Below are 20,567 nucleotides of genomic sequence, written 5' to 3'. Positions count from 1 at the left end.
CATACTCAGTGCATGACGCCATCCCCCATCCTTGCAGAAGCAGAAATCGCCATGCGCGCCGCCTTGAGCCATGCCCTCGAGAGCTGGCTTGACGGTGCCGGTCTGACCCAGACCGCCGCCGCCGCCGTGCTGGGGATAACGCAGGCGCGCGTGTCCGAAATCAAGCATGGCAAGACCGCCCACTTCAGCCTTGACCTGCTGGTGCGGCTGGCTGCGCGCGCCGGCCTGCAGCCGCGCGTGTCGTTTTCGATGCCGTTGCCGCCAGGAGAGCAGCCTTGAACGATCCGCTCATCCTGTTCGGTCTGCACACCACGCTGTTCGAGCTGCTCGCCTTTGTGCTGTCGGTAACCACGGTGGCGCTCAACATCCGCCAGAATCACTGGGCCTGGCTGTTTGCCATCGTCTCGTCGGCCGCGTACGGCGTGGTGTTTTTCAATTCGCGCCTGTATGGCGACGCCGGCCTGCAGCTGGTCTTTATGATTGTCTCGGTATGGGGCTGGTATAGCTGGCTGCATGGCGCTGCCGCGGGCGCGCCGGCCGCCGGCCGCCCGCACCAGCTGGCGGTGTCCACCCTCGACCGCGCTGGCTGGCTGGCGGCCGGCGCTGGCTGGCTGCTGTCTTACCTGGTGCTGGCCTGGTTCCTGCGCAGCTACACCAACACCGATGTGCCGCACACCGACGCCTTCCTCACTGCCGGCAGCCTGGTGGGACAGGTGCTGTTATCGCGTAAAAAACTGGAAAACTGGCATGCGTGGATCGTCGTCGACGTCCTGTATGTCGGCCTGTATGTCTACAAGGGGCTGCTGCTGACGGCGGTGCTGTATGCGCTGTTCGTGGCGATGGCGGTGGCTGGACTGCTGGCCTGGCGGCGCACCCTGGTGCCGCTGGCGCGGCCTGCATGACGGTGCAGCGCATCGCCATCGTCGGCGCCGAATCGACAGGGAAATCGACCCTGACGGCGGCGCTGGCGGCGCGTTACGACAGCGCCTGGGTGCCGGAATACCTGCGCCAGTTCGTTCAAGAGCAGGCCCGCGTGCCGTTCGAGGACGACCAGATCGGCATTGCCCGCACCCAGCTGGCGCATGAAAACGCGCGCGCGGCCACGGCCTGCGGCCTGCTGTTTTGCGATACCACGCCACTGATGACGGCCGTCTACAGCGATATTTACTGGGGCCGGGTGCCAGTTGCGCTCGAAGCGCTGGCCGCCGCCCACGCCGGCGCTTACGCCATCACGTTTGTTGCCGCGCCTGACGGTCCGTGGGTGGCCGACGGCTTGCAGCGCGACTCGGCGACCATGCGCCTGCGGGTCCACCAGGTGCTGCTCGATCGCCTGCGCCACCAGGGCGTGCCCTACACGCTGCTCGAAGGCGATCTCGAGGCGCGCATGGCTGCTGCAGCGCCGCTGCTGGCACCGCTGCAGCAGCGCCTGCAACTGCCGGCATCCTGCTGGTGATGTACCCGATACATTCCCACCACCCCCACCGCCGACTGCCACCATGAACCTTGCGCGCCTTCCTGTTCGTTGCTCTGGCCACTGCCGCCCGCTCACGCTGCTGCTGGCCGCGGGCCTGTGCTACGGCGCCAGTGCCGCCGCCGGCACCGGTTACTACCTGGTGAGCACCTATCCGAATGCCGGCCAGCGCGCGGTCGACTTCAAGTACTGGGCCTCGGCCCTGGACGGCGTACCCCTGCTGGCGGCGCCCGAGCTGGGGCTGTCGTACAACGTCAATTCACGCTGGTACACCGAGCTCACTGTGGCTGGCTTCCGGCTGGGCGCCGGTTCGACCCACCTGGACGCGGTTGAATGGCAGAACGACGTCATGCTCACCCAGGGTGAATTACCGTTCGACCTGGCCTTTCACACCAATATCGAGCGTGCCACCGACGGCTCCGGCAGCATCGCCATCGAGTATGGCCCGGTGCTGCAAACGGAGGTTGGACGCACGCAGTTCAACTTCAACCTGTTCCTGCAGCGTGAGCTGCGCACCAGCACGCCGCAAGTGACCGAGCTGGCTTACCAGTGGCAGGTCAAGTACCGCTGGAAGGAGCAGCTGCAGTGGGGCGTGCAGGGGTTCGGCGAAGTGGGCAAGTGGAATGATCCGCTGCCGCGCGCGCAGCAGTCGCACCGGGTCGGGCCGGCCTTGTCCGGCAGCTGGGCGCTGGGCGGCAAGCAAGAGCTGCGCTATGAAGCGGCGCTGCTGGTGGGGACCAACACGGCCATCCACGGCAAAACATTTTCGACCCGCATCCAGTACGTGTATTAGCCCCGGCACGCAGCGATCACAACAGCATTTTGCGCGCCTGTCCTGAGCGCACTGGACGGCGCTGGTGCGATCAGCACGACGGCGTGGCGAAGCTGTCGCCGTTTCAAATTTTTACAAAACAAACAGGCAGGCGCTGCCTGCTTGCATATTTAGCATTGCGCTAGTCAATACGGCAACAATCGGCGTCGCCACCTTGTTTGCCTGACAAGTGGCGCTGCCGCCGCCGCCGCCATCGCGCTGCCGAAAATCGCCGAATGTCATAGCGATCGGTGGCCAGCGGCCAGCGCCAGGCGGGTCCGCGGCCGGCTGATATCAAAATGATGTCAACCCTTGTCAGACCGCCAAAAATCCGTCTGACCGTGCTTTTTCGCCCCGGTAAACCGTGGATGCGGCTGGCTTGACACCCCAGTTGCTGCACGATATCGTCTCGAAAAATTGCCCAGCTGAAATTTTTTGACGGTCATCGGCGTCCAGGCGGGTCCGTATTTATTGAAAGGCATTGATGATGATTTCAACCCTTGTCGGCGCCCGGCGCGCGGCTGTTTCCCCCCTGCTGAAAAGCGTGCCGCTGGCCGTGCTGCTGCTGCTGGCCGCCTGCGGCGGTGGTGGCACGGGTGGCACGGGCAGCACTGGCAGCCCGGCAGCGCCGGCGACCACCACCCCGGCAGTGACGCCGGCAGCGGCCGCGCAGGTCGACATGAGCAATCCCGGCCGCGCCGTCGTGCCCGTCGCGGCCACCTCGACCAGCCTGGAAAACCCTGCCAACACGGCGGCGCTGGCCATCGATGGCAACAGCGCCACGCGCTGGGCCAGCGCGTTTGATGACAGCGCTTCGATCACCTTCGATTTCGGCGTCAAGACCCCGGTCGGCTACATCAAGCTGCTGTGGGAAAATTCATACGGCAAGCAGTACAACATCGAAGTGTCCGACGATGGCACCGCGTTTACGCCGGTGCGGCTGATCACGGCAGGGCAGGGCGGTACCGAAGAATTGTTCAACCTGGGCATCAATGCACGCTATGTGCGACTGCAGGGCGTGCAGCGCGCCACCACCTACGGCTATTCGCTCTACGAGGTCGAGTTCAAGACCCCCGGCAGCGACAACACCCTGGCCAGCGTGACGACTTCAGCGGTCAGCTTCCCCGCCAGCGGCGCCGCCCTGGCCGCCTTGCCGGCTGCCGCGGCACCGATCGAATCGCTGCAGTTTTCGCTGGCCGACGGTACCCTGGTGACGCGCTTCGGTGCGCGCGGCCTGGCCCGTCACGGCCGCGAACGGGGCGAAGAATGGAATGAAATCGGCTACGGCCCCAACGAGACAATCGATGCCGTCACCGGCTTGCCGCTCGATAAAGGCCCCGGCAATTACCTGACCTTCGTCAGCAACTATTTCAAGAACCGCAGCTGGGGTGTCGAGATCATCGACAACAGCCGCGTGGCCGGCGTCAGCAAGCCGACGCTGACGGTGAACCAGTACACCACCGTCGATTTCCTGAAAGGCGGCATCGCCTTTTTCCGCGCCATTGACCGCCCCGGCGTGACCGGCTATGGCTGGATGGCACCGGGGCAGCTGATCGACGACACCGTCACCATCTGCAAGCCGACCGCCTACCCGGCCAATGACGCCCTGAGCAACCCGAATGGCATCAATGGTGGCTGCACCATCGAGGTCAAGAGCTATCCCGGCATGACGGCGCTCGACGCCGATGGCTTCCCCAACGGCGTCAATATCCCGGCGCGGCCGCTGGTGGTCGGCGACGTCATCGAAGTATCGCCATCGATGTTCAGCACGGTCGAAGCGATGGCGGCCAAGGGCGACAGCGGCGGCATCCGTTACTATTCGCAGGAATGGGTGTACGTGGTCGGCGCCGGCCTGAAACCCTGGTACGGCGTGCAGCCGCGCCTCAATTCGGTGCCGCTGCCGGACGACACCCTGTCCGGTGGCCAGGGATCGGTCTCCTACAATTACTCGGACAATGCGCTGTTCATGTTCCAGCAGCCGCACAACAACATCGGCATGCAAAACATGCAGCGCTTCGTCGAAGGGCGCCGCCTCGCGCATAGCAACTTCACCACCGGTAACCACAACGAACCGGGCAACGACCGCAACGACGCCGTGGTCGGCCTGCAGGGGCTGCGCTACAACCAGTCGGTCTGTATTGCCTGCCACGTCAACAATGGCCGCAGCCCGGCACCCGGCGCGCTCAATCAAAAGCTCGACAACATGTCGGTGCACGTCGCTGCCATCAGTGCCAGCGGCGCCCAGCTGGCCCATCCCCAATACGGCAGCGCGGTGCAAATGAACGCCGTCGCCAGCAGCGGCGCGCCGCAGAACTGGGGCACCAGCGTGCGGGTCGGCGCGTTTTCCACCAGCACGGCGACCCTGGCCGATGGCAGCAAGGTCGAACTGCGCAAGCCGACGCTCGCTTTCGAAGGCCCGCTGCCGGACGCCTATTCGCTGCGCGCGGCGCAGCCGATGATCGGTACGGGCCTGCTCGAAGCGGTGGCGGAAGCCGATATCCTGGCGCGCGTGCGCAGCAGCGCCGATGCCGATGGTGTCAAGGGCACTGCCAACTTTGTCTTCGATCCCGAGTCGGGCGCCGTGCGACTGGGGCGCTTTGGCTGGAAGGCGTCGAAAGCGACCCTGCGCCACCAGGTCGCCGCCGCCCTGCTGCAGGACATGGCGGTGACGTCACCGGTGTACCCGAACCGCAGCTGCAGCACTGATCCTGCCGGCTGCAGCAAGGCCGTCGCCCAGAAAGGCATCAGCGAGGCCGACTTGCAGGCGCTGTCGCGCTACCTGGCGCTGGTGGCGGTGCCGGCCCAGCGCAGCCTGGCCAGTGGCTTTCCAAAAGGGGTGGCGCCGATCGATGAGTTGAATGTCGACCCGGTGCAGGTAGCCGCCGGTGCCAAGGTATTCCAGGGCATGCGCTGCGCTGCCTGCCACACGGCGGAGATGAAAACGGGCGGCGGTCACCTGTTCGCCGAGTTGCGCAACCAGACCATCCATCCCTATACCGATCTGCTGCTGCACAACATGGGGAGCGCATTGGCCGACAAGCTCGTTGAAGGACAGGCGACGGGCGAGATGTGGCGCACCGCGCCCCTGTGGGGCATCGGCTACACCGACAAGGTGATGGGCGAGAGCAGCCGGGCTGGCTACCTGCACGACGGGCGCGCGCGCAATCTGACTGAGGCGATCCTGTGGCACGGCGGCGAAGCGGACACTGCGCGCAAGCGTTTCGAACAGTTGTCGAAGGCGGATCGCGATAGTTTGCTGGCGTTTTTGAGGTCGTTGTAAAAGGATCCGGGGCGTTGCGTGCGTCAATGGCAGCGGCACCCCGCTGCCGGGGGGGGGCTGTCGCGAAGTTGACTGTCCCAAGTTTCGCCGTCGCCACCTTCACAATTTTTTATCAAAGTTAGTCAATCGAGCCATGTACAAGCCCTTCAATCTATCCATCGCCGCCGTGGCCCTGTTGCTGTCGGTGGCCGCAGCGCCGGCGCAGGAACTCAATTCCAGCTGGCGCCTGCGCGTGCTCGATATGGACCATCAGCCGAAGGCGCAGGCGACGGTGCAGTTCAGTGACGAGGCGGTGCGTTTTTGCATGCGCGGCAAATGGAGGCGCCTGATCATCGACCGCGTCGAAGGCAGCGAGCCGGCCTTCTTCCCGCTCGAGCAGGCAGTGGTCTACAAGCTCGAACACGGTGTGCTGAACATGGCCAGCGCGTCGCGCTGCAATCCGTATTCCTTGCTCAGCGCCGTCTCCGCCAGCGAGGATATCCACGGCAGCTACCAGGTGGTCAGCACGGGGCGCAGCAGCAAGCGCGGGCTGTTCAGCATGAATCCGTTGCCTGTGCCCCGGCCGGCCGCCCCGGCCCCGCCTTAAAAATCGACCTGGGCTGACAGGCGCGCGCTACGCGGGGTACCCGTCAACAGGTAACCACCGAGGGCCGGGGTGACGTCGCGCCAGTAGAACTTGTCGAACAGGTTGACCACCTGCAGGCGCACGGTGGTGTTCTTGCCAGCGATGCGGCTGCTCCAGGCGGCGCCGGCGTCGAACAGGTGGTAGCCGGGCACGTTGACGGTGTTGGCAGCGTCGAACGACTTGCTGCCTGAATAGCGCCAGAGCGCGTTCAGTTTAACGCCGGGCAGCTGCGCCACGCTGTATTCGAGCCAGGCACTCGACTTGATATCGGGGACGTCGGTGACGCGCTTGCCGTCGAAGTCGGCCACGCCGGTACCCGTCTGCCTGGTCTGCAAGGCCAGCAGCGAGGCGCCGTAATGGAGGTCGCCGCTGGCGCGTGATTCGAGGGTCGCTTCGAGGCCGCGGTGGCGTTCCTCGCCAGCGCGCACAAACACATTGGCCAGGCCGGTAAATTCATGACCGCGGCGGATGTCGAACAGGGCGGCGGACAAGGTGGTGTCATTGCCGATCGCGCCCTTGATTCCCAGTTCGAGCTGCTTCGAGCGGCTCGGCGCCAGCGCCTGTCCCTGGTTGTTCGTTTGCAGCGGCGCCACGCCACCGTGTTCGAGGCCGTGGGTGGCCGACCCATACACATTCCAGTCGGCGTTAAAGCTGTACTGCAGGGCCACGGTGGGCAGCACGAAATGGTCGTCGCTGTGGGCGTAAGGCAGGGTCGCAGCGACGAATTCATCGCGCTTGAGCGCGACGTAGCGCAGGCCGGTGAACAGCTTCACACCGGCGCCGAGGGCAGCGATGTCCTGCACGAACACGGCACGCTCGTTTTCGTGGCGGCGCAGATAGGCCGGGCCGGTGACAGGATTGCCAGGGGCCGGCGCGGTCACCAAAGGGTGGTAGATATTGCTGTAGCCGGCGTAATCGTAGACATAGTCGCCGGCCATGTCGCGCCGCGTGAACACCGATACGCCGGTGCTCAGTTCGTGGCGCACGGCGCCGCTGGCAAAGCGCGCATGCAGCAGTACTTCGGCGCCCAGCGGGGTCTTGGTTTCGCCAGCGCTCTGGTAGTCGTAGACGTCGTAGTCGCCATTGCGGCAAAAGCCCGGATAAAAGCCGGCGCCTTCGTTCGAGCAGCCATACGGGAACGCGGTGTAGTCGTCGCGCTTGAACCAGTGCTTGTTGACGGCCGCTTCGAGGTTGACGGCGTCGCTCAGGCGGTAACTCAATTTGGCAGCGAGGTTGGTCGAGCGGGTGTCGACCGGGCGCGCCCACGGCTGGTCGTTGAGCAGCAGCGTTTGCGATACCTTGGTCGGCAGAGTGACGCCGGCAATGAGCTGGTAGCCGGGCGCCGTCAGCTGCGACTTGTGCTGGGTGTCGGCATCGATTTGCAGCAGCGCGTCCGGGCTGATTTGCCAGTCGAAGGCGCCAGAGATGAACTGGCGTTCGCCATCGGCGCCCTTGACATAGGAACGCAGCTTTTCGGCGGCGGCGTTGATGCGGTAGCCGAAGCGGCGGTCCTCGAAGCGGCCGCCCACATCGATGGCGCCGTAGACGGTGCCGCGCTCGCGCACTTCGACGGTGGCGCTGCGCAGCTCGGCATTGGTGGGACGCTTGGTGACGAAGTTGATGATGCCGCCAGGCGCCGCCACCCCCGCCTGCAAGCCGGCCAGGCCCTTGAGCACTTCGATGCGCTCCTTGTTTTCCAGCGGGATCTGGGTGTCGCCGGGGATCGCCAGGCCATCCTTGCGATAACTCGAGGTGTTATCGAGATTAAAACCGCGGATCGAAAAATTTTCGGCGTAACCGACGGCGTTGTAGGCGTCGCTGACGCTGGCATCGTAGGCCATCGCTTCGGTGGCGTTGCGGATGCTGAAGTCTTGCAGCTTTTGCTGATCGATGACGGTGACCGAGACCGGCGTCTGCAGCAGCGCTGCTTCGCCGAAGCCGCCGATACGGGCGCGCTCGGCGGCGGCGCCGCGTTCGCCCTTGATGATCACTTCGGCGATCGGCGCTGCCGGACTTGTGGCGCTGCTCTGGGCCTGCGCCGTGCTGGCGCAGGCCTGCATGACGGCGAGGGCGACGACGCTGTACTTCAAGTGTGCTGATGACATGTGTTTGCTCGTTGTTCTGCGCCGGATGGCCAGCGCAATCAATAAAACCGGAGCCAAACGGGAGGAGCGAACAAAAGAGGGGGACCTGCTTTGCGCTTTCCTTCGCTGGCATTATCCAGATCAGGTACGGAGGGTATTTCTCACCCGGAAACAAGTTCCAGGACCCCTAGCGAAGGCGGATCATAGCACGGACAACAAGAACGTCAAATTGACCGCGGTCAGTTTTGCCAGTACGGGCCGCGCTGGTGTGGCCACTGCCGGCTGTGCCAGTTATTGCGCTGGCGGCGCCCCTTCGGCGGCCTTTTTCAGGCGCGCCAGGCCACGTTCGAAGTCCTTGCCGATCAGCGCATCCATGCTGACGAACACCGTCATCAGGCGGGTGACGAACAGCGTCGGCCCCGTCATAGTCCAGGTGGCGATGGTGCCGCCCTGATGATCGCCGTCGGCCTTCAGTGAAAATTCCGTGAGGTTGCTGGCAGCGAACGGTTCAATGAAGTCAAGCTTGATCACCGTGCGCGCCGGCGACGCCGCCTCGACGATTTCCATGCGGCCGCTGCCGACTTCCTTGTTGCCCTGCCACCGATAGACGGCGCCCTTGCCGCTGGCGGCGCCGCTGAAGCTGCGCTGCATGGCGGGGTCGAGGTTTTCCCACGGCGACCAGCTTTGCCACTGGTGAAAATCGGTAATCAGGGCGGCGATTTTTTCCGGCGGTGCGGCGATCGTGGCCGAGCGCGAGACGCTGAAGGTGTTGGGCTTCATCGCTGCCATCAGCAGGATGACGATGAGAATGGCGAGGACGCCGAGCGCGATTTTTTTCAACATGCGGTTCTCCCTGAAGTGTGGTCCGCGCCTGCAGGCATGGGCGGTGGCAGCAGAGTAGCATGGCGCGCCACTGTTTTTGAAATTGCAACATACTGAAAGTCTTGAATCCACTGCACGGGAGCGCGCATGCACTACCAACTGTATTACTGGCCGACCATCCAGGGCCGCGGCGAATTTGTCCGGCTGGCACTCGAAGAGGCGCAGGTGCCTTACACGGACGTTGCACGCGGCAAGAACGGGGTCGACAAATTGATCAAAAAAATGGCGCAGGGGCCGACGCCATCGTATGCGCCGCCGTTCCTGGTGGCCGGCGAACAGACGCTCGGCCAGGTCGCCAACATCCTGCAGTTTATCGGCGGCGCCCACGGCCTGGCGCCGCGCGCACAGCGTGGCCGCCTGTGGGTCAACCAGTTGCAGCTGACCATTGCCGATGTCGTCGCCGAGGCCCACGACACCCATCACCCCATCTCGGTCGACCTGACCTACGAGGCGCAAAGTGGCGCCGCCAAAAAGCGCGCTGCCGCCTTTGTGAACGGGCGCATTCCCAAGTTCCTCGATTATTTTGAAGGCGTGCTGGCGCTGGCGGGCAAGGGCGGTTACCTGCTGGGCAGCCGCCTGAGTTACGCCGACCTCTCGCTGTTCCAGCTGGTCGAAGGCTTGCGCTACGCCTTTCCGGCGGCGATGGCGCGCCTCGATGGCGAGCATCCGCGCCTGCTGCAGTTGTGCGCACAGGTGGCGGCGCGGCCGGCGCTTGCCCGCTACCTCAATTCGAAGCGGCGCATCCCGTTTAATGAAGAGGGCATCTTCCGCCACTATGCGGCGCTTGACCGGTAGGCCGGGGCGGCACCTGTTTGAAATCTGGCGCAGCCGGGCGCTTTTCACGCCAGTGCTGTCGGCATCGACCTGTCTGACAGCGGGCGGCAACGCTTTTTGCAGTGTTCAGCGGCCAGTGACCAGCGCCACCTGTGTTACCGCGCATGCCCGGACTGGAGTGAGCGCCGCTACCTCTGGCCGGCGAAGCGGCGCTCGAGGCGTGTTTGGCGCCGGCGCAGCCGTACTGCAAACATGGGAAACAATTTAGTCGATTGCTGGTAATGTCAAAGTGCTACCCGAAGTGCTACCGGAAGTGCTACCCTCATGCGTCATTTCTTGCGAACCAGAAATGCTCGATGTCTTTTCCGATTGCCTCACTTGCTGGCTCACTTGCTGTCTCACTTTTCCTTCTGCGAATGCAACCATGACGATACGCCGCGACTTCCTCATCAAAGCCCCCCTTGGCCTGCTGGCCGCCTCCACCCTGGCGCGTGCCAGCGGCCAGACCGGACCGGCAGCGCCACCGGGCGCGCCGCCCACCTTCGGGGCGACCGCAGCGGCCGGGCCAGAAGTGTCGCCGGCGACCTTTGCCGAAGCGGAAAAGCTGATGCAGGTGACCCTTACACCCGCCCAGCGGGCACAGGCGGCGGGCAGCTGGCGGGTGTCGATGGCCGCCTTGCAGGAGCGGCGCACCGGACCGAACAAGGTGAGCATCGGCGCCGAGGTGGCGCCTGCCACCGTGTGGCGGCCGCTGCTGCCAGGCATGCCCACCAGCCTGCTGCGCCAGAGTGCGCGCTTTAGCCGCAGTGCGCCGGCCGCTGCCAGCCTGCCCGCGCGCGACGAGGACATCGCCTTTGCCCCCGTCACCAGCCTGTCGCGCTGGATCGCCACGCGCGTGCTCAGCGCCGAGCGGCTCACCACTATTTATCTGGCGCGCATTGCCCGCCTCGATCCAAAGCTGCGCAGCGTCATCACCGTCACCGCCGAGCACGCCATTGCGCGGGCCCGCCTGGCCGATCGCGAAATCGCCGCCGGCAAGTACCGCGGCCCGTTGCACGGCATCCCGTACGGCGTCAAAGACTTGCTCGACACCGCCAACATCGCCACCACCTGGGGCGCCGAGCCCCTGCGCAATCGCGTGCCGGCCGCCGACAGCGCCGTGGTGGCGCGCCTGAACGCCGCCGGCGCCGTGCTGATCGCCAAGCTGAGCCTGGGCGCGCTGGCCTTGAACGATATCTGGTTCGGCGGCCAGACCATGAATCCGTGGCTGCTCGAAGAGGGCGCCTCCGGTTCCAGCGCCGGCCCCGGCGCGGCGACGGCGGCCGGCCTGGTGGCCTTTTCGATCGGCAGCGAAACGGGTGGCAGCATCGTCAGCCCGGCCATGCGTTGTGGCGTTACCGGCTTGCGTCCGACCTACGGCCGGGTGGCGCGCACGGGCGCGATGACCTTGTGCTGGTCGCTCGACAAGCTCGGCCCGATGACGCGCGGGGTCGAAGACGCCATGCTGGTGCTGGCGGCGATCAACGGCGCCGATGGCGGCGATGTCGCCAGCGTCGATGTGCCCCTGCATTTTGAGGCGGGCGCCAGCGTGCGCGGCTTGAAAATCGGTTATTTCCCCCACTGGATGAACGAAGCGCCGGCACTCGATGTCGACCGCGCCGCCCTCGAGATGGCGGTCAAGGCCGGCATGCAGGCAGTGCCGGTGAGCTTGCCCGACTGGCCTTACCAGAGCCTCAATACGGTGCTGTTCGCCGAAGCGGCGGCGGCGTTCGAAGACTGGGCGGCCGATGGCCGTTTTGATCAGCTCAAGGCGCAGGTGGCCGACGCCTGGCCGAACCTGCTGCGCCAGGCGCGCTTTTTGTCGGCCGCCGATTTTGTCCAGGCTGACCGCCTGCGCCGCAAGGTGGCGCTGGAAATGGCGCGCATTTTCAGCAGTGTCGACGTGCTGCTGGTGCCATCGCTGCGCGACGAGATGCTGACCATTTCGAACTTCACCGGCCACCCCTCATTGACGCTGCGCACCGGCACGGTGGCGGTGCAGCAGGCCAGGAGTGACTGGGCCCCCGATCCGGCCAACCCGGCGCCGACCTTTGCCACGCCGCGCCAGGTGCCGCACGGCGTCACCCTGATCGGTCGCCTGTTTGACGAGGGCACGCTGGCCAACGCCGGCCTGGCGCTCGAGCGCGCCGCTGGCGTGGTGCGCGAGCGGCCGCCTGGTTTTTAAGGTCGCGCTGGCTGTGCAAGGGGCCGCGGCTTGCCGCGGCTTTTTGTTGCGCGCTCGATTGCTGGCAATGGGTGCCGCCACAATCGGTGCCGCCAAACACGGTCGGATCTTGCAAGCCAATAATTAATTTCACACGGGCAACGATATCTATATTGCTTAAACTGACACCGAAAACCCAGCTTTCTCGCCAAATTGATAACGGTTGGAAGATTGATAATTGATAAAACGGAATTTATCTTTTCTCAAGGAGTTTTCGATGGAACAGCAATTCGCAGTGACCCCAACCCCGTCCAGCGCCGCGCCCCTAATGTCCGCAATGGCGCGCGATCAGCGCCTTGCCGGACAGGCGTATGTTGAACGCCTGCCGTTTACCATCAAGCGGGTCGAGACCGCCGACGATATGCGCAAGGCCGTGCAGGTGCGCCATGCTGCCTATGCCCGCCACGTGCCGGCCTTTGCCGCCACCCTGGTGTTGCCGGAAGCTTGCGACTATGACGACGACAGCATCGTCCTGCTGGCCGAATCGAAGCTCGACGGCTCGCCGCTGGGCAGCACCCGCATCCAGACCAATCTGCAGGGCCCGCTGCACGTCGAGCAGTCGATCGTGTTGCCCCACTGGCTGCGTGGCGCGCGTCTGGCCGAAGTGACGCGACTGGGCATCGATGAGGGACGCGTGGGCCGGCTGGTCAAAATTGCGCTGATCAAGGCGTGCTTCGAGTACTGCGAACAGCAGCACATCGAGCATGCCATCGTCACCGGCCGTGCGCCGATCGACCGCCAGTATGAGCAACTGATGTTCCGCGACGTGTTTGACGACAAGGCCTACGTGCCGCTGCATCACGTGGGCAATATCGCGCACCGCGTGATGGCGTTTGAAATTGCCACCGGCGAAGCGCGCTGGAGTGCCGCCGGCCACCCGCTGCTGAAATTCTTCAAGCAGACCCAGCATCCCGACATCGATATCGGCAAGAAACTGGCGCTGCACCTGTCGCGCAGCGTGGCGCCCGACTGTGTACCCGACTTCGTGCCCGAGCTGGCCCGCTTGCGCGAGCACAGCTTTGCCGGCGTTTGATGCACTGCCGGTTTCCTTCTTGAATTGTCGACGGAGTTTCCATGTTTTCTGGTTTGATTCATATTAATGTATGGCAGGGCGCGCTGATCGTGCTCGTATCGATGCAGCTGACCTCGGCCGCTGTCAGCCTCTACCTGCACCGCAGCATGACGCACCGGGCGATCACCTTTCATCCGCTGCTGTGCCACTGCTTTCGGCTGTGGATCTGGCTGACCACGGTAGGCGTCACCACCCGCCAGTGGGTGGCGGTGCACCGCAAGCACCATGCCAAGTGCGACACCGAAGACGATCCGCACAGCCCGCAGATCCACGGTTTATGGGCGCTGCTCACGCGCGGCACCCTGTTGTACCGCAAAGCTGCGCGTAACGAAGCGCTGGTCAACCTCTACGGCGTCGGCATCAAGGAAGACTGGCTCGACCGCCACCTGTACGTGATCCACCGTTACAAGGGGGCGCCGCTGTTCCTGCTGATCGAAATGCTGGTATTTGGCGCCGGTGCCGGTGCGCTGGTGTGGCTGCTGCAAATTCTCGCGCTGCCGTTCTGGGCTTCCGGCTTTATCAATGGCCTGGCGCACACGGCAGGCTACCGCAACCACGATACCAAAGACCACTCGCGCAATTTGTTTCCTCTGGGACTCATATTTTGCGGTGAAGAGTTGCATAACAATCATCATGCGCGTCCTGGCTCGGCCAAGCTGTCGGAAAAATGGTATGAGTTTGACATGGGCTGGGCAGTGGTTCGCACTCTGTCGCTGGTGAAATTGTGTCGTATTAATAAGCGCTGAGGGGCCAGTCTGCGCATTGTCGGAATTGCATCAGTGTTAGAGGGTTGTGCGTGAAATGTTGCATCCCATCACTTGTTGCCTGTATGCTGGCAGATTGATGGGGGGAGCGTTCCCGCCGTCCGTCCAGTTAACAGATTCCGTTCCATGCAAAAGTTGCTGCCCATTTCACACTCACGCTTGTCCCTGCTGGCGCAGCGTGGACTCGATGCGGCCTTGCGGCTATTCTCGTTTTACCTTGTGCCCATTGGCATTGCGCTCATTTCAATGATCGCCCTGCTGATGTGGCAAAACCAGTACGCCACCGGCGGTGAAGTGGCCCTGGTGATGCGGGTCGCGCCCCATACCGGGGTGGCGCAGACGCCGGACGCCGCCCTCAGTGCCCTGCAACAGAAAGAGCTGCTGTCGACCTTCGACACCCAGTTGTCGGAAGCGCCGGTGTGGTTTGATTTCCACACCGTGCCACGCCCTGGCCAGCATGTGGTCGTCGAATTTCCTTCTCGCCACGCGGTGGAAATGGCGTGCTGGGATGCCGACAATTTACAAATGATCGGCCAGGCCACCCGCAGCGCGGCCTACCTGGCGCTATCGGTCGTCAAGTCCGGCTTTGTGTTGCAAATGCCCCTGCCGCCGCCACACGTGCTGTGCCGGGCGTCGTTCATCGGTCCCGCCCGTCTCACCGCGCTGCAGTGGCCCGACAAGCAGTTCGAACTGTCGGTCGAGCACTACCACCGCAAGTCGGGCTTGCTCGACGGCGGCATGATCGTGCTGGCGCTGTTCGTCCTGATTACCGCCGCCATCAACCGCCAGCGCCTGTACGTGCTGTTCGCCGCCTGGCTGATCCTCAATTTACGGGTCGGTGCGCTGTCGGCCGGCTGGGATATCCAGTGGCTGGGGCAGGTGGTGCCGGAAAACTGGCTGTTGATCAGCCGCGCGCTGACCATTACCCTGTACGGCCTGTGTACCTTGACCCTGTACCAGAGCCTGCTACAAGAAAATTTCCGCCATTCGCGCTACCGGCTGGCGATGCGCGCCATGCAGTGGTGCTGCCTGCCCATGCTGGTGGGCGCCGTGCTGCTGCCGTACCGCGTGTTCCTGCCGATCCTGTGGGCCATCATGGTGGTCGGCTGCTCGATTACCACGTTGGGCCTGGTGAGCATCATGTTCAAGTCGCGCACGCGGGTGGCGTCGTGGATCGCTGCCTCGTTCGCCGTGACGTTTGTGGCGTCGCTGGCCGAAGTGCTGGCCGCAGCCTTCGGCATGCGCGAACTGACCGGGGTGATCAATTCGGTGACGGCGGCGCTGGCCTCGAGCCTGCTGGCGGCGCTGGCGGTGGCCGAGCAGATGCGCGCTGAAATTGAACAGCGCATCGATGCCCAGGCTGAGCTGGAACATACCTACAGCGCCATGCCGGTCGGCCTGTTCACGCTGGACCTGTACGGCCACTTCCTCAGCGCCAATCCGGCCCTGCAAAAAATGCTCGGTGCGCCGATCGTGCTCACCCGCACGCGCTGGAACCAGTTTTTCGAAGATGCCGTCTGGCGCCAGTTGCACGAGATGGTCAACCGCCAGGCCGACGCCGAACTGGAAATCACCGACCGCGACGGCCAGCGCCGCTTCATGGTGCGCGCCATTCTCGCGCGCGGCCGCATCGAAGGGGTGCTGCAGGATGTGACGGAGCAGACCAAGGCCACCGAACAGCTGCGCTTCATGGCCAATAATGACCCGCTGACCAAGGTCTTCAACCGCCGCGGTATCGAAAAAATGTTTGCCAATGCAACCGGCGCGCATGCGGGCGGCAAACCGGTGGCGCTGGCCTATATCGACCTCGACCGCTTCAAGCTGATCAATGATTTGTTTGGCCACGGCGCTGGTGACGAAGTGCTCAAGCAGGTGTGCGAACGGATGGCCACCATGCTCGCTGGCGGCCAGCAAATTGGCCGCGTGGGCGGCGACGAATTCGTCATCGTCATGCCCGACACTGCCATTCCGCTGGCCTCGCTGATTTGCCGCGGCATCGTCGAGCGCATCGGCAACACCCCGTACCGGGTCGGCGACAAGGCGTTTACGGTGCGTGGCTCGGTCGGCCTGATCGAAGTGTCGGCCGGCATGCAGATGAAGGACGCCGTTTCTACCGCCGACCGCGCCTGCCGCGAAGCAAAGCTGGGACGGCGCGACGGCCTGGTGGTGTACGAGCGCAACGCCGCTGCCTTCCACGAGCGCGAAGCCGAACTGTCGCTGGTGGCGCGGCTGGCGTCGATCAATGCCACCGAGGGCATGTTCCTCGAAATGCAGCCGATAATGTCGCTCAAGTCGCCCCATGACTCGCTCAATTTCGAGGTGCTGCTGCGCATGCGCGAGCGCGACGGCAGCGTCACCACCGCTGGCCCGATCATTGCCGCCGCCGAGAAAAGCGGGCGCGCCGGCGTCATCGACCGCTGGGTGCTGGCCACCACGCTGGCGTGGATTTCAGCCAATCTGGCCAGGCTGCCGCACACCCGCTTTGTCTGCATGAACCTGTCGGGCGCCTCGCTCAATGACGAGCGCTTCGTGCAGGACACCATCGATATCCTCGGCCGCCATGTGCACGTGGCCAGCCGCCTGTGCATGGAAATCACCGAGAGCGTGGCCTTGCACGATCTCGACAACACGCGCCGTTTTATCGAACAGGTGCGCACCTTTGGCGTCAAGGTGGCGCTCGACGATTTCGGCGCCGGCTACACCTCGTTTTCGTATTTAAAAGAACTACCGGCCGATGTGCTGAAAATCGATGGCAATTTTATTGTCAACATCAATGACCATCCAGCCAATGTCGCCATCGTCGAGGCGATCGTCAACCTCGCCGTCAACCTCGGCATGAAGACCATCGCCGAGTGGGCTGAAGATACCGCCACCGTCAAGACGCTCGCTGAAATCGGCGTCGACTATGTGCAGGGCTTTGCCGTTTCGCGTTCGCTGCCACCGGAGCGCATGCTCAGCGCGGCGTCGTCGGCCAGTTTCATCGACAACGACGAGCTGGCGATGCTGGTGAAGACACTGGGGGCCGAAGCGATGCAGCCAGGCACCACCGCGCCGATCTCGTCGGTGCACGACCTTCACTGAACTGCTTGTCAGTTCAATTGAGCGCGGCCAGCCGCTGACGCCGTGCGCTGCTGGCCGCCTCATCGAGCGCCTGCAGGCTGCTGCGGGCGGCGCGCAGGGTCGCGGCGTCACCGGCCAGCGTGCTGCTGCGCGGGCGCGAACTGACCCACGCGGCATGCTCGAGCGGCGCCCCGCCCGGCACCAGTGGCGCCACGCGCCGCACCACCGGTGCCGGGCGGGCCGCCGCCACCAGCACGGTGGCGCTGGCACTGCCGCAGTCGCTGTCGGTGAGCGTCACATGGCCGGCGCCATCGACGCACTTGACGATGTCGCCACTGGCCCAGGCGGGCAACGCCAGAACGGCGGCGCACAGGCCCGCAGTAAGCGTCGAAGGCAGGGTGGACAACAGCGTGGAAAGCCGGGCAGGCAGGGTGGCGCGCATGACAAACTCCAGGGCTGGCAGAACGAATCAGGGATATGTCCGGCAGATTAATAGTTATTTGTTCGACATCATAGAGACAGTCGGCCGTGTGCTTGTAGGACCAGGCTGGCGCAGCTCGACCGGGGCCCTGCCGCAGCGCAACCATGGCCCGCTAATTGCAACGTAAAGTAACAATTAAGTGCCTAACATAGCATTTAATTGTGTCTTTTTGCACTGCAAGTGAATTGTTGCAATTAAAAATTAACATTAGCTTTTGTTTTGTCGCAGCCCAAGTTAGCATGCGTGTGGCTGCCTAAATCCCGCTGCCGTCGCTCTCCGCCGCGCTGCTTGCTGCGCCTTGCTGTGTGGAGGGCGTCAGCGTCCTTGCCGGGGACGCTCAACGCTTCAGGGGCCGTATGGACAAATTTGATATCGACGAAGGGGCGCGCGTTGCCGCCCTGCTGGGCCTGGGCTTGCAGGGCAGCGCTGCGGAGGTACGCTTCGACCGTTTCGTCGAACTGGCCAGCGCCGCTTTCGGCATGCCGATCGCGCTGGTGTCGCTGATCGACAGCGAGCGCCAGTGGTTCAAGGCCAGCCGGGGCCTGGCGATGACGGCGTGGCCGCGCGCCGGCACCTTTTGCAGCTACACCATCGGCAGTGCCGGCTGCTTCGTCGTCCACGATGCCAGCGCCGACCCGCGCTTTGCCAGCCACCCGCTGGTCGCCGGCGGCCCGCACATCGGCTTTTACGCCGGTCACCGCCTGTGCAGCGTCAGCGGCCACGCGGTGGGCACCTTGTGCGTGATCGATACAGTGCCGCGCGTGCTTACGGCCTCCCAGCTGGGGCTGCTGCAGTCGCTCGCCACCATGGTCGAGGAAGAACTCAATCGCGACAGCCAGGCGCGCGCGCGGCTGGCGGCAGTGAGCGCGCTACACGCCTTGAGCGGCGCGCTGCAGCTGCGGCTGGCCGAGCGCAGCGCCGTCCTGCTGCAAAAAAACGAGGTACTCAACCGCGAGATGCGTCAGCGCACCGATGTCGAAGCGAGCCTGCGCTGCAGCCAGGCGCGCGTACGCTCGATGATCGCCTCATCGTTCTCGGCCTACGTGGCGACCGACGCCGCCGGCCACATCGTCGAGTGGAACGGCGCTGCCGCGCGCATGTTCGGCTGGCCGCGCGCCGAGGTGGTGGGGCGGCCGTGGTCGTCGATCCTGGCCGGTGCTGCCCCGCTTGGCGGTGAGGCCGGTGCCGGCCCGGCCAGCAACCGCCGCGCGGCGCGCACCCGCACCGGCGAGGACATCACCATCGAGATGACGGTCGATGGCTTTAGCAGCGATGGCCAGCAGTACACGGGCGCCTTCATCAATGATGTCAGCGGCCAGATCGCCAGCCGCCGCGCGCTCGAACAAAAGCAGGAGCTGCTCGATGCCGTGCTCGATACGGTCGACGTTGCCGTCATGGCGTGCGATGGCGACGGCAAGCTGGCCTTCTTCAACCGTGCCGCCCGCGAATTCCACGGGCGCGCGCCCGCGCCGCTGGCCAGCCTCGACTGGGCCAGCCAGTACGACCTGTATCACGCCGACGGCACCACCCTGATGGCGCCTGCCGAAATTCCCCTGCAGCGCGCGCTGGCCGGCGAACGGTTGCAGGCGCTGCGCATGGTGATCGCGCCGGCCGGGCTGGCGCGGCGTACCGTGCTGGCCAGCGGCCGGCTGATGCGCAGTCCGTCCGGCGAGCGGCTCGGCGCCGTCATCGCCATGCAGGACATCACTGCGCTGAGCGCGTCGCAGGACAAGCTGCGCAGCAGCGAGCAAATGCTGCGGGCGATTGCCGAAAATCTGCCGACCCTGATTGGCCAGATCGATCGGCATGGCCGCTTTGTCTACCTGAACGGGCGCGCGCTGCAGTTTTATGGCAAACCGGCCGACCAGCTGGTGGGCAAGACCGTGCGCTCGATTTACAACGACGTCGATTACGCCAGGATCGCGCCATTTTATGAAGCGGCCGCGGGCGGGCGCCGCACCGCCTTCGACAACGATGTCAGCATCGACGGCAAGCAGTTTTATTACCACGCCGCGTTTGTGCCGCAGCGCGACGCCAACGGCCGCCCGGATGGCTTTTTTGCGATGGCCTTCGATATCACCGCGCGCCGTCTCAGTGAGATCGCCCAGTGTGACAGCGAAGAGCGCCTGCGCACCATCACCGACAATGTGCCGGTGCTCATTTCATACCTCGACTGCAGCTTGCGCTACCAGTTTGCCAATGCCATGTACCGCGACTGGCTGGGCGTGGCCAGTGAGCACATGATCGGGCGCACCGTCATTGAGGTGTTCGGCCAGGCATATTTTGACGCCCGCGCGCCCAGCATTGCCCGCGCCCTTGGCGGCCACATGGCCAGCGTCGAAGTCAACGTGTTGCGCAAGGGCCATGAGCGCATTTTGAACACCACCTATATGCCCCATTACCGCGACGGCCGGGTGGCCGGTGTGTATGTGCTGGCCACCGACGCCACTGCCGCCCGCGTGCACGAACGCAAGCTGCTGGCGCTGGCCAATGCCGATCCGCTGACCAATTTGCCGAATCGCCGCATGTATGAATTTCATCTGGCCAAGGCATTGGCACTTTCCAAGCGCCAGCAGACCCGGCTGGCGCTGATGTACCTCGACCTGGATGACTTCAAGCGCATCAACGACACCCACGGCCATGGCGCGGGCGACGCCGTGCTGGTCGAATTTGGCAAGCGGGTGGGCGCCAGTTTGCGCCAGTCCGATTTGCTGGCGCGGCTGGCGGGCGATGAATTTACGGTCGTGCTCGAAGCGGTCGACAGCCTGGAAAACTGCGAAATCATCGCCTATAAAATCCAGCAGGCGCTGCTGTTGCCCTATTATTTCGATGGCCGCACGCTGCAGATTTCGGCCAGCATCGGCATCGCCCTGGCCGACAGCGATGCCACCACGGCGTCGTTGTCGTCGCAGGCCGATCAGGCGCTGTACGTGGCCAAGAAAAAGGGCAAGAGCCGTTACGCCGTGCTCGAGCACGGCGCCCAGCGGCTGGTCAGCTGAA

General features: G+C 64.4%; 15 protein-coding genes and 1 riboswitch. Of the genes, 12 read left to right on the top strand and 3 right to left on the bottom strand.

The annotated features are described in order from the left end of the window. Positions 1-12: 12 nt before the first annotated feature. The 6 genes from ACP7BZ_RS00630 to ACP7BZ_RS00605 all read left to right on the top strand — a co-directional run bounded on the left by ACP7BZ_RS00630 (position 13) and on the right by ACP7BZ_RS00605 (position 6,148). A complete protein-coding gene (locus tag ACP7BZ_RS00630) occupies positions 13-279 on the top strand; it encodes a helix-turn-helix domain-containing protein (RefSeq protein WP_426109709.1) in 267 nt (88 codons plus the stop codon). Further along, the gene (gene pnuC, locus ACP7BZ_RS00625; protein ID WP_426109708.1) at positions 276-902 is read left to right on the top strand and encodes a nicotinamide riboside transporter PnuC; all 627 of its coding nucleotides are present in this window, start codon (positions 276-278) and stop codon (positions 900-902) included. The genes ACP7BZ_RS00630 and pnuC overlap by 4 nt, the downstream gene beginning before the upstream one ends. Further along, entirely contained in the window at positions 899-1,453 is a 555-nt protein-coding gene (locus ACP7BZ_RS00620) for an AAA family ATPase (RefSeq protein ID WP_426109707.1), read from the top strand. Before pnuC ends, ACP7BZ_RS00620 begins: the two co-directional genes overlap by 4 nt. Before the next feature lie 43 nt (positions 1,454-1,496). Next, entirely contained in the window at positions 1,497-2,264 is a 768-nt protein-coding gene (locus tag ACP7BZ_RS00615) for a hypothetical protein (RefSeq protein ID WP_426109706.1), read from the top strand. Positions 2,265-2,766: 502 nt separating this feature from the next. Continuing rightward, on the top strand, positions 2,767-5,562 hold the full coding sequence (locus tag ACP7BZ_RS00610; RefSeq protein ID WP_426109705.1) for a di-heme oxidoredictase family protein: 2,796 nt from the start codon (positions 2,767-2,769) through the stop codon (positions 5,560-5,562). A 133-nt stretch (positions 5,563-5,695) separates the two neighbouring features. Continuing rightward, positions 5,696-6,148 (top strand): hypothetical protein, encoded by a 453-nt coding sequence (locus tag ACP7BZ_RS00605; RefSeq protein WP_426109704.1) that lies wholly within the window; start codon positions 5,696-5,698, stop codon positions 6,146-6,148. On the opposite strand, the gene ACP7BZ_RS00600 is transcribed toward ACP7BZ_RS00605, so the two are convergent. Both ACP7BZ_RS00600 and ACP7BZ_RS00595 read right to left on the bottom strand, forming a co-directional pair. Then, positions 6,145-8,292, bottom strand: coding sequence for a TonB-dependent siderophore receptor (locus ACP7BZ_RS00600; RefSeq protein ID WP_426109703.1), 2,148 nt, complete (start codon positions 8,290-8,292; stop codon positions 6,145-6,147). The genes ACP7BZ_RS00605 and ACP7BZ_RS00600 overlap by 4 nt on opposite strands. Positions 8,293-8,372: 80 nt before the next feature. Next, positions 8,373-8,470: riboswitch (TPP riboswitch) on the bottom strand. 92 nt (positions 8,471-8,562) lie between these two features. Then, complete coding sequence (locus ACP7BZ_RS00595) at positions 8,563-9,114, bottom strand: SRPBCC family protein (RefSeq protein WP_426109702.1); 552 nt, start codon at positions 9,112-9,114, stop codon at positions 8,563-8,565. Between the two features lie 126 nt (positions 9,115-9,240). Between ACP7BZ_RS00595 and ACP7BZ_RS00590 the strand changes: the two genes are divergently transcribed. The 5 genes from ACP7BZ_RS00590 (at position 9,241) to ACP7BZ_RS00570 (ending at position 17,107) form a co-directional block, all read left to right on the top strand. Then, positions 9,241-9,948: a glutathione S-transferase gene (locus tag ACP7BZ_RS00590; protein WP_426109701.1), complete on the top strand. Its 708-nt coding sequence runs from the start codon at positions 9,241-9,243 to the stop codon at positions 9,946-9,948. A 403-nt stretch (positions 9,949-10,351) separates the two neighbouring features. Further along, complete coding sequence (locus ACP7BZ_RS00585; protein ID WP_426109700.1) at positions 10,352-12,151, top strand: amidase; 1,800 nt, start codon at positions 10,352-10,354, stop codon at positions 12,149-12,151. 256 nt (positions 12,152-12,407) lie between these two features. Beyond that, positions 12,408-13,223 carry a hypothetical protein gene (locus tag ACP7BZ_RS00580; protein WP_426109699.1) on the top strand — a complete coding sequence of 272 codons (816 nt, stop codon included), beginning with the start codon at positions 12,408-12,410 and terminating at the stop codon, positions 13,221-13,223. Between the two features lie 41 nt (positions 13,224-13,264). Beyond that, complete coding sequence (locus ACP7BZ_RS00575) at positions 13,265-14,008, top strand: fatty acid desaturase (RefSeq protein ID WP_426109698.1); 744 nt, start codon at positions 13,265-13,267, stop codon at positions 14,006-14,008. Between the two features lie 144 nt (positions 14,009-14,152). Further along, a complete protein-coding gene (locus tag ACP7BZ_RS00570) occupies positions 14,153-17,107 on the top strand; it encodes a putative bifunctional diguanylate cyclase/phosphodiesterase (protein WP_426109697.1) in 2,955 nt (984 codons plus the stop codon). A gap of 13 nt (positions 17,108-17,120) precedes the next feature. Here ACP7BZ_RS00570 and ACP7BZ_RS00565 read toward each other — a convergent pair whose 3' ends face one another. Then, positions 17,121-17,528 (bottom strand): DUF4124 domain-containing protein, encoded by a 408-nt coding sequence (locus tag ACP7BZ_RS00565; protein ID WP_426109696.1) that lies wholly within the window; start codon positions 17,526-17,528, stop codon positions 17,121-17,123. Between the two features lie 395 nt (positions 17,529-17,923). On the opposite strand from ACP7BZ_RS00565, the gene ACP7BZ_RS00560 reads away from it, so the two are divergent. Beyond that, a complete protein-coding gene (locus tag ACP7BZ_RS00560; protein ID WP_426109695.1) occupies positions 17,924-20,566 on the top strand; it encodes a PAS domain-containing protein in 2,643 nt (880 codons plus the stop codon). Position 20,567 lies beyond the last annotated feature (1 nt).

The sequence above is a fragment of the Massilia sp. PWRC2 genome (assembly GCF_049896725.1).
GTDB lineage: Bacteria > Pseudomonadota > Gammaproteobacteria > Burkholderiales > Burkholderiaceae_D > JAFCUW01.
Note: the sequence above shows the minus strand (reverse complement) of the source record. Positions and strands in the feature narration are given on the sequence as shown.

Bases quoted from the DNA above. Each gene is read 5' to 3' on its own strand.
- ACP7BZ_RS00630 (WP_426109709.1), top strand. From the start codon at position 13: ATGACGCCATCCCCCATCCTTGCAGAAGCAGAAATCGCCATGCGCGCC.
- ACP7BZ_RS00620 (WP_426109707.1), top strand. From the start codon at position 899: ATGACGGTGCAGCGCATCGCCATCGTCGGCGCCGAATCGACAGGGAAA.
- ACP7BZ_RS00615 (WP_426109706.1), top strand. From the start codon at position 1,497: ATGAACCTTGCGCGCCTTCCTGTTCGTTGCTCTGGCCACTGCCGCCCG.
- ACP7BZ_RS00610 (WP_426109705.1), top strand. From the start codon at position 2,767: ATGATGATTTCAACCCTTGTCGGCGCCCGGCGCGCGGCTGTTTCCCCC.
- ACP7BZ_RS00605 (WP_426109704.1), top strand. From the start codon at position 5,696: ATGTACAAGCCCTTCAATCTATCCATCGCCGCCGTGGCCCTGTTGCTG.
- ACP7BZ_RS00600 (WP_426109703.1), bottom strand. From the start codon at position 8,292: ATGTCATCAGCACACTTGAAGTACAGCGTCGTCGCCCTCGCCGTCATG.
- ACP7BZ_RS00595 (WP_426109702.1), bottom strand. From the start codon at position 9,114: ATGTTGAAAAAAATCGCGCTCGGCGTCCTCGCCATTCTCATCGTCATC.
- ACP7BZ_RS00590 (WP_426109701.1), top strand. From the start codon at position 9,241: ATGCACTACCAACTGTATTACTGGCCGACCATCCAGGGCCGCGGCGAA.
- ACP7BZ_RS00585 (WP_426109700.1), top strand. From the start codon at position 10,352: ATGACGATACGCCGCGACTTCCTCATCAAAGCCCCCCTTGGCCTGCTG.
- ACP7BZ_RS00580 (WP_426109699.1), top strand. From the start codon at position 12,408: ATGGAACAGCAATTCGCAGTGACCCCAACCCCGTCCAGCGCCGCGCCC.
- ACP7BZ_RS00575 (WP_426109698.1), top strand. From the start codon at position 13,265: ATGTTTTCTGGTTTGATTCATATTAATGTATGGCAGGGCGCGCTGATC.
- ACP7BZ_RS00570 (WP_426109697.1), top strand. From the start codon at position 14,153: ATGCAAAAGTTGCTGCCCATTTCACACTCACGCTTGTCCCTGCTGGCG.
- ACP7BZ_RS00565 (WP_426109696.1), bottom strand. From the start codon at position 17,528: ATGCGCGCCACCCTGCCTGCCCGGCTTTCCACGCTGTTGTCCACCCTG.
- ACP7BZ_RS00560 (WP_426109695.1), top strand. From the start codon at position 17,924: ATGGACAAATTTGATATCGACGAAGGGGCGCGCGTTGCCGCCCTGCTG.